Annotated in this window: 12 protein-coding genes; 3 read left to right on the top strand and 9 right to left on the bottom strand. The window is 70.6% G+C overall.

Annotated elements, in window-relative coordinates; genetic code table 11:
- Positions 1–125: 125 nt before the first annotated feature.
- Complete coding sequence (locus tag FHX52_RS11465) at positions 126–1,016, bottom strand: NAD(P)/FAD-dependent oxidoreductase (protein WP_141822235.1); 891 nt, start codon at positions 1,014–1,016, stop codon at positions 126–128.
- 59 nt (positions 1,017–1,075) lie between these two features.
- Here FHX52_RS11465 and FHX52_RS11460 point away from each other — a divergent pair, with 59 nt between their 5' ends.
- The gene (locus tag FHX52_RS11460; protein WP_141822234.1) at positions 1,076–1,516 is read left to right on the top strand and encodes a MerR family transcriptional regulator; all 441 of its coding nucleotides are present in this window, start codon (positions 1,076–1,078) and stop codon (positions 1,514–1,516) included.
- Between the two features lie 75 nt (positions 1,517–1,591).
- Positions 1,592–2,593, top strand: coding sequence for an NAD-dependent epimerase/dehydratase family protein (locus FHX52_RS11455; RefSeq protein WP_185747251.1), 1,002 nt, complete (start codon positions 1,592–1,594; stop codon positions 2,591–2,593).
- A 164-nt stretch (positions 2,594–2,757) separates the two neighbouring features.
- Here FHX52_RS11455 and FHX52_RS11450 read toward each other — a convergent pair whose 3' ends face one another.
- Entirely contained in the window at positions 2,758–3,162 is a 405-nt protein-coding gene (locus FHX52_RS11450; protein WP_141822233.1) for a DUF4345 family protein, read from the bottom strand.
- A 193-nt stretch (positions 3,163–3,355) separates the two neighbouring features.
- Here FHX52_RS11450 and FHX52_RS11445 point away from each other — a divergent pair, with 193 nt between their 5' ends.
- Entirely contained in the window at positions 3,356–3,562 is a 207-nt protein-coding gene (locus FHX52_RS11445) for a hypothetical protein (protein ID WP_141822232.1), read from the top strand.
- A 163-nt stretch (positions 3,563–3,725) separates the two neighbouring features.
- Here the strand turns inward: FHX52_RS11445 and FHX52_RS11440 are convergent, their stop codons facing one another.
- The 7 genes from FHX52_RS11440 to FHX52_RS11410 form a co-directional block, all read right to left on the bottom strand.
- A complete protein-coding gene (locus FHX52_RS11440; RefSeq protein WP_246069933.1) occupies positions 3,726–4,220 on the bottom strand; it encodes a cupin domain-containing protein in 495 nt (164 codons plus the stop codon).
- A gap of 9 nt (positions 4,221–4,229) precedes the next feature.
- Positions 4,230–4,568 carry a Sec-independent protein translocase subunit TatA gene (gene tatA / locus FHX52_RS11435; protein WP_141822231.1) on the bottom strand — a complete coding sequence of 113 codons (339 nt, stop codon included), beginning with the start codon at positions 4,566–4,568 and terminating at the stop codon, positions 4,230–4,232.
- 230 nt (positions 4,569–4,798) lie between these two features.
- Positions 4,799–6,028, bottom strand: a complete 1,230-nt coding sequence (locus tag FHX52_RS11430; protein WP_141822230.1) for an MFS transporter — start codon at positions 6,026–6,028, stop codon at positions 4,799–4,801.
- A 92-nt stretch (positions 6,029–6,120) separates the two neighbouring features.
- Positions 6,121–6,870 carry a respiratory nitrate reductase subunit gamma gene (gene narI / locus FHX52_RS11425; protein WP_141822229.1) on the bottom strand — a complete coding sequence of 250 codons (750 nt, stop codon included), beginning with the start codon at positions 6,868–6,870 and terminating at the stop codon, positions 6,121–6,123.
- Entirely contained in the window at positions 6,867–7,565 is a 699-nt protein-coding gene (gene narJ, locus FHX52_RS11420; RefSeq protein WP_141822228.1) for a nitrate reductase molybdenum cofactor assembly chaperone, read from the bottom strand. Before narJ ends, narI begins: the two co-directional genes overlap by 4 nt.
- Positions 7,562–9,271 (bottom strand): nitrate reductase subunit beta, encoded by a 1,710-nt coding sequence (gene narH, locus FHX52_RS11415; protein ID WP_141822227.1) that lies wholly within the window; start codon positions 9,269–9,271, stop codon positions 7,562–7,564. The genes narJ and narH overlap by 4 nt, the downstream gene beginning before the upstream one ends.
- Positions 9,271–13,071, bottom strand: coding sequence for a nitrate reductase subunit alpha (locus FHX52_RS11410; RefSeq protein WP_141822226.1), 3,801 nt, complete (start codon positions 13,069–13,071; stop codon positions 9,271–9,273). The genes narH and FHX52_RS11410 overlap by 1 nt, the downstream gene beginning before the upstream one ends.
- Positions 13,072–13,197 lie beyond the last annotated feature (126 nt).

Below are 13,197 nucleotides of genomic sequence, written 5' to 3'. Positions count from 1 at the left end.
CCCCCGACGGAGTGCTCGCTCGATTGGAGGTGCCCGACGGAGTGCTCTCTCGACTGGGCCCCCGACGGAGTGCTCTCTCGATTGGGGGTGCCCGACGGGGTGCTCTCTCGATTGGGGGGTGGGGCTCAGAGGCCTGCCTCCATGAGGGTCGAGTGCGCTCCGAGCGCTGCCATCTGGCCCATGGCCTGGGCCATGACGACGGACGCCATCGGCCCCGGGAAGGTCGGCTGGTGCGCAAGGTCGCCCGCGGCATACGCCCGCGGCGTGCTCGTGCGCCCGAACTCGTCGACGCGCACGCACCCCGACGGGTTGAGCTCGAGGCCGAGCTGCTCGGCGAAGGGCGCCGACTGGTGCAGGGTCGGCCTCAGGAACAGCACGGAGACCTGCTCGGGCTCCCCGGCAGCGAGCCGGACGCGCACACCGCCCGCGTGCGGCTCGACGGAGACGATCGGCTCGGCACGCACCTGCGCCCCGCCCCGCCACGTCGGCGGTAGCGGCTCACCGTTCGTCAGCACGACGAGCTCCGAGGCGATCGGGCCGAGCATGGCCGCGTAGTGCGCGGCCGACTCCCCACCGATGACGCCGATGCGGGTGCCGCTGAACTCGTGCGCGTGGCAGAACGGGCACTGCGCGGCGAGGTCGCCCCACAACGCGCCGAGGCCGTCGATGGGCGGCAGCTCGTCACGCACGCCGGTGGCGAGCACGAGCGTCCGCGCGGTCAGCTCCGAGCCGTCCGAGAGCCGCAGCCGGAAGGAGTCACCCGTCTGCTCGATGGCGTCCGCTCGCACCCGCAGGACCGTCACGGAGTCGTATGCCGCGAGCTCCTGATGAGCGGCCGCGCGGTAGTCAGCCGGCGGGCGTCCGTCGTTGGTCAGCACGTTGTGCATGTGGGCGACCGCGGCGTTGCGGTAGGTGCCGTCGTCGAGCACGACGGCCTTGCGGTGGATGCGCCCGAGGGTGAGGGCGGCCTGGAGGCCGGCGGGTCCACCGCCGACGATCGCGACGTCTGTCTGCACGAGGGTCTCCTTCTGTGGTTCTGTCGGTGTCTCACCCGAGCGTGTACCTTCATGTCAACATGAAGGCAAACGAGAAGAACGAGACATGGACGGTCGGTGAGCTGGCCGCACGGTTCGACCTGCCGACCAACGTCCTGCGCCACTGGGAGACGATCGGTCTGCTCCGGCCAGCGCGCGACGCCTCCGGCTACCGCCGCTACGGCCACGACGACCTCGTGCGGGTCGCCGTCATCGTGCGCAACAAGTCGGCCGGGATGTCGCTCGACCAGATCCGGGCCCTCATCGACGGCGAGGAGAAGGGGCGTCACGAGGTGCTCGAGGCCCACCTGCGCGACCTCGACGAGCGCAGCCGCGCCATCGAGCGCTCGCGCGAGATGACCGAGCACGCCCTGCGCTGCCAGGCGCACGACATCGTCGCCTGCCCACGCTTCGCCGGCTTCGTCGCCGACCTCACTGCGGGGCGCACGCCGTCCGTCCGGCCGGACGAGTGGCATTTCTGAGGTGGTAGGCGAGCGCGTCTTCCACCGACAGCGAAAACACTTGGCAGACGGGGTGGCTCGCGTGAGGATCGGTGCATGAGACTCCTCGTGCTCGGTGGAACCCACCATGTCGGACGTGCCTTCGTCGAGGCAGGCCTCGCGCGCGGCGACGAGGTCACGACCGTCAACCGGGGCGTCAGCGGGCCGGACACGCCGGGCGCCGAGACCCGTCACGCCGACCGGCTCGAGGGAGGCTCTCTCGCCGCGGCGCTCGGCGACGACGAGTGGGATGCCGTCGTCGACACGTGGTCGCTCGCGCCCGTGTCGGTGCAGGAGTCCGCGCGGCTGCTCGACGGGCGCGCGGGCTCCTACTGCTACATCTCGTCGCGCTCCGTCTACTCCTGGCCGCTCGAGGTGGGCTCGGACGAGAGCGCGCCCGTGGTCGACGGCGACCCGGGCGGGGCCGACGGCGACGACTACGCGGCCGCCAAGCGTGGCGGCGAGCTGGCCGTGCTCTCGGAGTTCAGTGGCGACATCGCCCTCCTGCGGGCCGGTCTCATCCTCGGACCGTACGAGATCGTCGGACGGATGCCGTTCTGGCTGAAGCGGATTGCGGCCGCATCACCTGGCGGACGCGTGCCCGCTCCCGGTCCGCGCGATCGCCCGCTGCAGTACGTCGACTGCCGCGACATCGCCGACTGGGTGCTCGGCTCGCGCCCGGTCGGCACCTTCAACACCGTGAGCCGCCCAGGTCACGCGACGATCGGTCAGGTGCTCGACGCCTGCAACGACGTCACCGGGGCGGGGGCCGACCTCGTCTGGCTCAGCCCGGAGACGATCGAGGCGGCCGGCGTCGCGCCGTGGACGGAGCTGCCCATCTGGCTGCCGCCGACCGGGGAGTATGCCGGCCTGCACGACTGTGACGTCTCCGCGGCGATGGCCGCCGGGTTGAGCTGCCGACCGATCGAGGAGACCGTGGCCGACACGTGGGCCTGGCTCCAGCGCGAGGGTCTGCCCGAGCGGCCGACGAACCGTGGGGCCGGCCCGATGGATGCTGAGGCCGAGGCCCGCCTCTGGGCAGCCCACGACGCGCGGTGACTCCCCCGGCACCTCGCTGAAGCGTCAGGGCCTCTGAGGCGCGCACCCCCTCTCGACGTTCCTCGCGGGCGTCTTGCCCCTCGTGCTCGTCGACGTCGCACACCCCACCCCGACACGCGGGTGTGGGCCGTGGACGGCGAGCTCTTCTTCGCCTCGAGTCCGCTTCATCGTCTGGCGCCGGTGACCTGTCCTGGGGCAGCCTTGGCGGCCGCTCGGTGTAGGAGAGCCGCCAGCGCGGCCTCGAGCACGAGGAAGCCGGTCGTCGTCGCCGTGCGCGAGCGTGGTTCGACGAGCATCCCGGTGGCGCGCGCCAGCGCCATGCCGCCGCTCGCCGCAGCGGCCGCCCGCAGCCCGTCGCGGCGTCCCGCGGCGATGACGGCCACCATCGCCAGGGGTATGCCGCCGTAGACCGCTCGCACCTCCGTGCGGGAGTCGGCAGTGGGCGCATCGGCGCCGAAGATCTGCGGCACCCGCCGTGGGGCGACGAGCCCGACGGAACCGATGACGGCATACGCCACGGCGCTCGCCGCTCGCTCCACCGCGTTGTCGCCTGAGCCCGCACCGTGCATCGTTCGCCCCCGTCAGTCGGCCGACCGCACCGGTGGGGCGGTCCAGCGTGCGCACCAGTATGACCCTGCGCCGGGCCTGCGCCGAGGACCTGTTGGCGCGACTGGTCGCGTCCGGGATGTCAGAGACGCAGGCCCATCGGGCATGGGGTGGGGGCGTCGTCAACCGACTCGCCCCCTGTCGAAAGGACCTCCCATGTGGGCTTTCTTCTCCCGCCGCGCCCGGCTCTGGCTCATCACCGTGCTGGTCGCTCCGCTCGCCAGCCTCGTCCTCGGCCGGCTCGGCACTGCCCTCGAGCGGCGCAAGGGCCCGAGCACGCTGAGCCGCGGACTCCAGTCGGGCAGCCGCCTCCTCGACCGGCGCCGGTCGAAGGCCCGGGCCAAGGCCAAGCACCGCGCCTGAGGGCTGCACCACTCCGGGCTGGCGGCCTCCCGCTCGCGCCCGCGTGCCCACCCCCGACCCGAACACACCGAGTAGTCGTCAACCCGACGAGGTATACCTCGCGGATCTGACGACTGCTCGGTGTGTTGCGAGGGACGTGGGGGCTGGGGCAGGTGCGGGAGGTTCAGGACTCGGGAGCCGTTGAGGTCGTCTGGGTCGCCGCGGGGGTGACGTAGATCTTGCGGATCGTCTCGTGCACCGCCCAGGTCGTGCGTTCGCCCTCGTGGAGGCGCACGACGACACCGGGGCCAAGCTCGAGGGTCTCGCCGTCGTCGAACGTCAGGCTCGCCCGGCCCGACAGCACGACGAAGACCTCGTCGGCCTCGATGTCGGTGGCCGTGCCGGCGGTCATCTCCCAGACACCGACCTCAGCGCCACCGGACGCGCCTGCGGTCGCTAGGGTTTCACCGGTCCCGTCGACCCTCTCCACCCGACCGACCTCGCCGAGCACCGACACCCCCGCCGTCGGGTCGCCGTCGACCACGGCCTCACCGGGCGGGATCTGCTCGTCGAGGGCGTCTGCAAAGACGTCGACCGCCAGCACCCGCCCGTTCCGGGGTCCGGGCGAGACAGCGGTCGAGGTCTTGGGTGACGGGCTCGTGTCGGAGTGGCTCTGCACCGTCGCAGACTAGTGCGAGCCGGAGGTCCGATCGAGAGCCTCACGCTCGGCGCGAAGGCGTGCGACCTCGGCGTCGGCACGGAGGCTGGCGAGCTCGGCGTCCGCCGCAGCGGCGCGGGCCTCGGCGTCGGCGAGCGAAGCCGGCCCGGCGGCATACGTCGTCGGGCTGGCCGTGGCCTCGGCGCGAGCGCCGGCCGAGCCGTCCGTGTGCATCTGGTCGACCTCGGACTTGAAGATGCGGGCCGAGCGGCCGAGGCTGCGGGCCATGTCGGGCATCTTCTTCCAGCCGAAGAGGAGCACGAAGGCGATGACGATGATGCTGAGCTCCGGCCATCCGAGATCGGCCATGGCGTCCTCCTTCACGATCGGGACGCAGTGCGCCCCTCGCCGGGAGGGTAGGACCGCGGGGTGGGAGATCCCGGGGAGCCCGCTGCGACCACGCTGGAGACCCCGACGACCGCACCCGGACCTCAGCGGCACACGGCGCCGCAGATCACACACGTGAGGGTCAGCCGCACATCGCAGACGGTGTGCGGCTGACCCTCAGATGAGTGGTGGGCGCGCCGGCGCCACCCGACTCAGGCCACGGCCTCCCTGCGACGAGCCTCCTTGACGCCGACGAGCGCGAAGACGAGCGCGGCCACGGCGACGAGGCAGAGCAGCATAAGCCCGAAGCCGTAGTGCTCGAAGACCTTGCCGTAGGTGGCGCCGAGCACGAGCGGCGGGAAGTAGCCGCCAAGTCCGCCGGCGGCACCGACGAGACCCGTGACGCTGCCGACCCGCTCCGGGGGCGCGAGGCGGGCGACCCACGCGAAGACGCCGCCCGTGCCCAGACCGAGGAAGAACGCGATCGAGACGAACGCGGCGCCCGCGGGCAGCTCGAGCGGAGGCTCGAAGGCGAGCACGGCCGCGAGCACCGCGGTGCCGGCCATGGAGATGGCGACGACCGCGCGCGGTCCGATGCGGTCAGACAGGGCACCGCCGATCGGGCGGGCGACGACCGCCGCGATGGCGAAGCCCGCCGTGCGCGTGCCGGCCGCCGTGAGGTCGAAGGAGTAGACGTCCTTGAGCAGGGTCGGCAGGTAGGTCGAGAAGGCGACGAAGCCACCGAAGGCGACGGCATAGAGCAGCGACATCTGCCACGTCACCGGCAGCTTGAGCGCGGCCTTGAGCTTCGGCACGACGGGGTCGGTGTTGGGCTTCCACACGGGCGAGTTGCGCATCGCGGTCCAGCACAGGGCCGCGGTCGCGATGAGCAGCAGCGCGATGATGATGTGGGTCAGGGTGTAGCCGAACCACGTGACCATGCGTGGGGTCAGCGCGGACGACAGCGCGGTGCCGCCCATGCCGGCGCCGAAGACGCCGGTGGCGAAGCCGCGCCGGTCAGCCTGGTACCACGCGTTGACGAAGGGCACACCGACGGCGAAGGTCGTGCCGGCGATGCCGAGGAAGAAGCCGAAGAGCAGCATCAGCGGGAACGACTTGAGGTTGCCGGCCAGCGCCACGAGCAGCACGAAGGGCACGGTCACGAGCGTCAGGATCGGGAACATCGTGCGGCCGCCGTAGCGGTCGGTGAGCGCTCCGACCGGGATGCGCCCGACGGCGCCGACGAGCACCGGGGTCGCGACGAGCAGCGCCTTCTGGCTGCTGCTGAGGCCCATCTGCTCGGTGTACCTCACGGCGAGGGGGCCGATGAGGTTCCAGGCCCAGAAGGTGATTGCGAAGGCCCAGGTCGCGAGGGCGAGGTTCTTCCCCTGCCCACTCAGGCCCACGCTCGGCGGCGGCGCGGTGGGTGCGGTCCTGCTCATGAGTTCCTCGATCTGTGCGTTGTCGTGATGGTGAGGGGTTGCGCTCGGCCGGCGGTTCCGGGCGTATGCCGTGTAGCCGGGTCAGGCGCGGGTCAGCGCTGGCGGTCGCGGTCGGCGGTGCCGATGCCGCTCCAGCCGGGTCGGGTCTGCCGCGAGCCCGACACCTGCCGGTCGCGCGAGCGGTAGACGATGTAGGGGCGGAAGAGGTAGTGCAGCGGCGCCGTGAAGGCGTGCACGAGCCGCGTGAAGGGCCACAGCGCGAAGAGCAGCATGCCGACGATCGCGTGGATGTGGAACTGGATCGGCGCGGCCGCCATCGCGGCGACGTCGGGCCGCAGGAGGAAGACCGACCGGAACCATGGCGACACCGTCTCGCGGTAGTTGTGCGCCTCGCTCCCGGCGCCGACGCTGACGAGCGTCGTCCAGAGCCCGAGCACGATGGCCGCGACGAGGAAGACGTACATCAGCTTGTCGTTCTTCGTGGTCGCCATGAAGACCGGTCCCGTCGTGCGGCGGCGGTAGACGAGGATGAGGATGCCGACGAGGGTGCAGACGCCGGCGATGCCGCCAAAGAGCAGCGCGTTGAAGTGGTAGAGCCCTTCGCTGACGCCCACCGCGTCGGTCCACGACTCGGGGATGACGAGCCCCCCGACGTGCCCGAAGAAGACGAGCAGGATGCCGAAGTGGAAGAGGGGCGAGCCGATGCGCAGCAGTCGGGACTCGTAGAGCTGTGACGATCGCGTCGTCCAGCCGAACTTGTCGTAGCGGTAGCGCCAGATCGTGCCGCCGACGAGGCTCGCGATGCAGAGGTAGGGCAGCACGCCCCAGAGGAAGGTGTTCATGACGAGACCTCCACGGCCGCTCGCGGGATCGGTTGCAGCGGAAGCAGTCTCGGGTCGTAGGGGTCCAGGCCCACGCTCTCGGTGGGCTGTGGCCCGCTCATCCCGACCATCTCCATGACGGCCGCGCGGTCGACGGGCGACGGCCCGGGGAGGGTGGCGCACACGGCCACGGCGGCTGCGGCATACGGACTCTCCTTCTCCTGCAGTGCGATTCGGAGCAGCTCGAGACTGGCGCGATAGTCCTGCAGCAGCGCTGCCCCTGCCTCGGCGTCGGCGCACGCGGCGAACTCGAGCACCATGGGGAGGTAGTCGGGCAGCTCGCCGTGCGTGTCGACGAGGAAGCCGCTGCGCCGGTATGCCGCCTTGAACCGTCCCAGCACCTCGCCCCGTCTGCGCGTGTCGCCGTCGGTCCAGTACGAGAGGTAGAGGGCGTGCTTGCGACTGAGGTCGAAGGTGTCGACGTAGGCGCGCTGCAGGTCGGCCAGAGGCCCCGACCCCAGGTGCTCGACGAGCGGACGCAGCTCCTGCGCGCCAGCTGAGTCCCCTTGCTCGGCAAGGGCTTCCGTGAGCATGGGCAGCGACTCGACGAGCTCCTCGCGCGGGTAGTCGAGGCAGCGAGCGGCGACGAGGTGCACGACGCGGTCGTCGCGTCGGCGGTCGGCCCTGCGGTCGGTGAACCGTCGCAGGCCGATCATCGCGGCGCCTCCGTCGGGTCACTCGACCCGGCTGACGCTCCCGGGAAGAGACCGTCGGGGGCGCCGTTGCCGTCCCAGTTGAGCAGGTTGACGCGGCCACGCAGCCCGCCGCCCGCCGTCGTCGTCATCGCGGAGTCGGACGTCTGGCGCTGCTTGAGGGCGTTGAACGTCTCCACGGCCACAGGCGCCGGCCGGCCGCTCGCCTCACCGAACGGACCGGACTCGTACATCCCCGGCCCCTCGTCGAAGTCGAGCGAGCAGCCGATCTCCTCGAGCTCGTGGGCGCGCTCGACGTGCGCGGTCGGGATGACGTAGCGGTCGGCATACTTGGCGATCGCCATGAGGCGGTACATCTCGTAGAGCGTCTCCTCGCTCATCCCGACGGCCTCCGGGATCGCAGGGTCGCCGTCCCGGCCGAGCGACACGTCGCGCATGTAGGCCCGCATCGCCGCGAGCTTCTGGAGCACGTCCGTGATGATGTCGGTGCGCCCGGCGGTGAAGAGCTCGGCGAGATAGTCGACCGGGATGCGCAGCGCCTCGATGGCGCCGAAGAGCACCCCGCGGTCCTCCGCGTCGTGGCCCTGCGACGAAAGCACGTCGACGATCGGCGAGAGCGGCGGCACGTACCAGACCATCGGCATCGTGCGGTACTCCGGGTGCAGCGGCAGTGCCACGCGGTAGGTCTTGGCGAGCGCGTAGACGGGCGAGCGCCGTGCCGCGTCCATCCAGTCGTCCGGTATGCCCTCGCGCCGGGCGGCGGCGATGACCTCAGGGTCGCTCGGGTCGAGCAGGAGGTCGAGCTGCGCCTCGTAGAGGTCGCCCTCGTCGGGGGTCGCTGCCGCCGCTGTGACGCGGTCGGCGTCGTAGAGGAAGAGCCCGAGGTAGCGCAGCCGCCCGACACACGTCTCGGAGCAGACGGTCGGCAGACCCACCTCGACGCGGGGGTAGCAGAACGTGCACTTCTCGGCCTTGCCGCTCTTGTGGTTGAAGTAGATCTTCTTGTACGGGCAGCCGGTGATGCACTGACGCCAGCCGCGGCACCGGTCCTGGTCGACGAGGACGATGCCGTCCTCCTCGCGCTTGTAGATCGCGCCCGAGGGGCACGACGCCATGCACGACGGGTTGAGGCAGTGCTCGCAGATTCGCGGGAGGTAGAACATGAAGGTCTTCTCGAGCTCGAAGCGGACCTTCTCCTCCGACTCGCGGCGCACCGAGGCGTTGAGCTTGGCGACGATCGGGTCGAGCTCGCCCATCTCGCTCGAGCCGCCGAGGTTGTCGTCCCAGTTGGCCGACCACGTGATCTTCGTGTTCTCGCCGGTGATGAGCGACTTGGGCCGGGCGACAGGGAAGTCGTCGCCGAGCGGCGCCTCGATGAGGGTCTGGTAGTCGTAGGTCCACGGCTCGTAGTAGTCGGCGAGCTTGGGCTGCACGGGGCTCGCGAAGATGCCGAGGAGCTTCTGCACCCTCCCGCCGGCCTTGAGCTTGAGGTTGCCGCGGTTGGTCAGCGTCCAGCCGCCCTTCCACGTCTCCTGGTCCTCGTAGCGGCGCGGGTAGCCCTGACCGGGCCGCGTCTCCACGTTGTTGAACCAGACGTACTCGGTGCCGGCGCGGTTGGTCCACGCCTGCTTGCACGTCACCGAGCACGTGTGGCACCCGATGCACTTGTCGAGGTTCATCACCATGCCCATCTGGGCCATGACACGCATCAGTACGTCACCTCCTGCGAGCGCTTGCGGACCGTCGAGACCATGTCTCGTTGGTTCCCTGTCGGGCCGAGATAGTTGAAGGTGTAGGACAGCTGGGCGTAGCCGCCGATGAGGTGCGTGGGCTTGACGAGCAGCCGGGTCACGGAGTTGTGGATGCCGCCGCGACGGCCGGTCGCCTCCGACTTCGGGACGTCGATCGTGCGCTCCTGAGCGTGGTGCACGTAGACCACGCCCTCAGGCATACGGCTGCTGACGATGGCGCGACCGACGAGCACGCCGTTGGTGTTGAGGCACTCCACCCAGTCGTTGTCCGAGACGTCGATGGAGCCGGCGTCCTGGGGGCTCATCCAGACCGTCGGCCCGCCACGCGAGAGCGAGAGCATGAGCAGGTTGTCCTGGTACTCCGAGTGGATCGACCACTTGGAGTGCGGCGTGAGGTAGCGGACGGTCACCTGCTTCGAGCCGTCCGGCCCGAGCTTCGGCTCGCCGAAGAGGCGATGCATGTCGAGTGGTGGTCGATAGATCGGCAGGGCCTCGCCGAGGTCCTGCATCCAGTCGTGGTCGAGGTAGAAGTGCATCCGGCCCGTCAGGGTGTGGAAGGGCTTGAGCCGCTCGATGTTGACGGTGAAGGGGGCGTAGCGGCGCCCACCGGTCTCGGAGCCCGACCACTCGGGCGAGGTGATGACCGCGACCGGCGCGCTCTGCGTGTCGGCGAAGGTGACGTGCTTCTCCTCCGACCCCTCGGCGAGGTCGGCGAGCTTCTTGCCCACCCGCTCCTCGAGGGTGCGGAAGCCCTGCACCGCGAGGTGGCCGTTCGTCGTGCCGGAGAAGGTGAGGATCGCCTCCGCCATCTTCTCGTCGGTGTCGATCGCCGGCCGACCGTCGCCGGCTCCGCCGAGCATGACGCCGTTCTTGGCGGCGAGCCGCGCCACCTCCTCCTCGACGCGAAAGGTGACGTTCTTGACGGTGAAGCCGAGGCTGTCGGCGAGCGGGCCCACGGTGGCGAGCTTCTCGCTGATCGCGGTGTAGTCGCGCTCGACGAGCTGGAAGACCGGCATCGTCTTGCCCGGCGTGCCGGGCTGACCCGTGGCGCGCCAGTCGATCGCCCGCCCGCCGGGCTGCGCCGTCTCACCGGGCGTGTCGTGCATGAGCGGCACGCTGACGAGGTCCTTGCGCACCCCGAGGTGCGTGCGCGCGAGATCCGAGAGCTTCTCCGCGAGGAGGTGGAAGAGCTCGAAGTCGCTCTTCGCCTCCCACGGCGGGTCGATGGCGGGGGTGAAGGCGTGCACGAACGGGTGCATGTCGGTGGAGCTGAGGTCGTGCTTCTCGTACCACGTCGCCGCGGGCAGCACGATGTCGGACAGCAGCGTCGTCGACGTCATGCGGAAGTCGGCCGAGAGCAGCAGGTCGAGCTTGCCCTCGGGCGCCTCGTCGTGCCACTTCACCTCGGACGGCCTTGGTGCGTTGGGGTTCTCACTGCCCATGACGTTGTGGTGCGTGCCGAGCAGGTTGCGCAGGAAGTACTCGTTGCCCTTGGCGGACGAGCCCATGAGGTTGCTCCGCCACAGCACGAGGGTGCGCGGCCAGTTCTCCGGGGCGTCGACGTCCTCGATCGCCGAGGTCAGCGAGCCGTCGTGCAGGGCCCCAGCCACGTATGCCGCTGGGCTGGCGGCGGTGCCCGCGTCGACCGCGGCCTGGGCGTCCTCGGCCACCTGGAGCGGGTTGGTGCCGAACTGCGGGTAGAACGGCATCCACCCCATCCGGGCGGACTGCGCGATGGTGTCGGCCGTGTGCTTGCCGGCCAGATGTCCTCTGGCGAGAGGCGAGTTCAGCGAGTCGGCGGAGTAGCCGTCGTTGCGCCACTGGTCGGTGTGCATGTACCAGTACGACGTGCCCGTCATCGTGCGCGGCGGCCGGCCCCAGTCGAGCGCGTTGGCGAGCGAGATCCAGCCGGTGATGGGCCGGCACTTCTCCTGGCCGACGTAGTGCGCCCAGCCGCCGCCGTTGCGGCCCATGCAGCCGGTGAGGACGAGGAGCGAGAGGATCGCGCGGTAGGTGGCGTCACCATGGAACCACTGGCAGATGCCCGCTCCCATGATGATCATCGAGCGGCCTTGCGACTGCTCGGAGTTCGTCGCGAACTCGCGGGCGATTCGGATGCACTGCTCGGCGGGCACGCCGGTGATCTCGGCCTGCCAGGCGGGCGTGTAGGGGGCCGTCACGTCGTCGTAGCCGGTCGGCCAGCTGCCCGGCAGACCCGGCCGCGCGACGCCGTACTGCGCGAGCATGAGGTCGTAGACGGTCGTCACGAGGTGGCCGCCGACCCGGCGGGCGGGCACGCCACGGCGCAGCACCGAGCCGGTGCCGTCGGGCTCGACGAAGGCCGGGAGCAGCACCTCGACGTTCTCGACCGGCGCACCTCCCGCGGCGTCACCGGCCATCGTCAGCGCAGGGCTGACTCCCTCGAGATCGAGGTTCCACCGACCCTTGCCGGAGTCGGCGTAGCGGAAGCCCATCGAGCCGTTGGGCACGACCGGCTCACCGGTGGCGCGGTCGAGCAGCACTGTCTTCCAGGCATCCTCGTCAGGGACGACGGCCCCGGCGTCGGCGAGGTCGGCAGCCGTGAGGAACTTGCCGGGCACCAGGGCCGCGCTGCCCTCGTCACCCGACGCGGCGGCATACGCCTCCTCGGGCGGGTCGAGGCGGATGAGGAAGGGCAGGTCGCTGTAGGTGCGCACGTAGTCGGTGAAGAAGTCGACCTCACGGTCGACGAAGAACTCCTTGAGGAGCACGTGCCCCATCGCCATGGCGAGCGCCGCGTCGGTGCCGGCCTGGGCGGGCATCCACTCGTCGGCGAACTTCGTGTTGTCGGCGTAGTCGGGGCTCACCGTGACGACCTTCGTGCCGCGGTAGCGCACCTCGGCCATCCAGTGCGCGTCGGGCGTGCGGGTGACGGGGACGTTGGAGCCCCACATCATGAGGTAGGTGGCGTCCCACCAGTCGCCCGACTCGGGCACGTCGGTCTGGTCGCCGAAGACCTGGGGGCTTGCGACGGGCAGGTCGGCGTACCAGTCGTAGAAGCTCGTCATGACGCCGCCGATGAGCTGGATGAAGCGGGTGCCGACGCAGTGCGACACCATCGACATCGCGGGGATCGGCGAGAAGCCGGCGACCCGGTCGGGGCCGTACTCCTTGATCGTGTGGACGTGGGCGGCGGCGGCGATCTCGACGGCCTCGCCCCACGACGCACGCACGAGTCCGCCCTTGCCGCGCGCGCTCTGGTAGCGCCGGCGCTTCTCGGGGTCGGTCGTGATCTCGTGCCAGGCGGCGACGGGGTCGCCGAGCCGCGCCTTGGCCTCGCGGTACATCTCGAGCAGGACGCCGCGCACGTAGGGGTAGCGCACCCGCGTCGGCGAGTAGGTGTACCAGGAGAAGGCGGCGCCGCGGGGGCAGCCGCGCGGCTCGTACTCCGGGCGGTCGGGGCCGACGGAGGGGTAGTCGGTCTGCTGGGTCTCCCACGTGATGATCCCGTCCTTGACGTAGACCTTCCACGAGCAGGAGCCGGTGCAGTTCACGCCGTGGGTCGAGCGCACGACCTTGTCGTGGCTCCAGCGGTCGCGGTAGAAGACGTCGCCGGCGCGGCCTCCCTCGCGGTAGACGGCTCTGCCGTCAGCAGACTCGTCCCACCGGGTGAAGAAGCGGCCCGCCTTGAGCAGCGCTGCCGACGCCGAGCCGTCGAGGCCCGGAGTCGCTGCGGCACTCGCTCGACCCGCCGATGCGGTCGATGACCGTTCAGCCATGACGCACCCCCTTCCGTGCTCCGTTGCGCGGCCAGGACACCTCGAGGGTTGCCATGTCCTGCACCCTGTCACGGGTGGGGCCCGTGTGACCAGACCTACGACCCTGCGTAGTTGATGTCCTCTTTG

It is taken from the genome of Humibacillus xanthopallidus (assembly GCF_006717145.1).
Taxonomy (GTDB): domain Bacteria; phylum Actinomycetota; class Actinomycetes; order Actinomycetales; family Dermatophilaceae; genus Humibacillus; species Humibacillus xanthopallidus.
The sequence above is the reverse complement of the archived record's forward strand: the minus strand, read 5'-3'. Positions and strand labels throughout refer to the sequence as shown.

What these genes read in the sequence shown, in the direction of transcription:
- FHX52_RS11460 (WP_141822234.1), top strand. Translation starts at nt 1,076, where the DNA reads ATGAAGGCAAACGAGAAGAACGAGACATGGACGGTCGGTGAGCTGGCC.
- FHX52_RS11410 (WP_141822226.1), bottom strand. Translation starts at nt 13,071, where the DNA reads ATGGCTGAACGGTCATCGACCGCATCGGCGGGTCGAGCGAGTGCCGCA.
- tatA (WP_141822231.1), bottom strand. Translation starts at nt 4,568, where the DNA reads ATGGCCGATCTCGGATGGCCGGAGCTCAGCATCATCGTCATCGCCTTC.
- FHX52_RS11455 (WP_185747251.1), top strand. Translation starts at nt 1,592, where the DNA reads ATGAGACTCCTCGTGCTCGGTGGAACCCACCATGTCGGACGTGCCTTC.
- narI (WP_141822229.1), bottom strand. Translation starts at nt 6,870, where the DNA reads ATGAACACCTTCCTCTGGGGCGTGCTGCCCTACCTCTGCATCGCGAGC.
- narJ (WP_141822228.1), bottom strand. Translation starts at nt 7,565, where the DNA reads ATGATCGGCCTGCGACGGTTCACCGACCGCAGGGCCGACCGCCGACGC.
- FHX52_RS11430 (WP_141822230.1), bottom strand. Translation starts at nt 6,028, where the DNA reads ATGAGCAGGACCGCACCCACCGCGCCGCCGCCGAGCGTGGGCCTGAGT.
- FHX52_RS11445 (WP_141822232.1), top strand. Translation starts at nt 3,356, where the DNA reads ATGTGGGCTTTCTTCTCCCGCCGCGCCCGGCTCTGGCTCATCACCGTG.
- narH (WP_141822227.1), bottom strand. Translation starts at nt 9,271, where the DNA reads ATGCGTGTCATGGCCCAGATGGGCATGGTGATGAACCTCGACAAGTGC.
- FHX52_RS11450 (WP_141822233.1), bottom strand. Translation starts at nt 3,162, where the DNA reads ATGCACGGTGCGGGCTCAGGCGACAACGCGGTGGAGCGAGCGGCGAGC.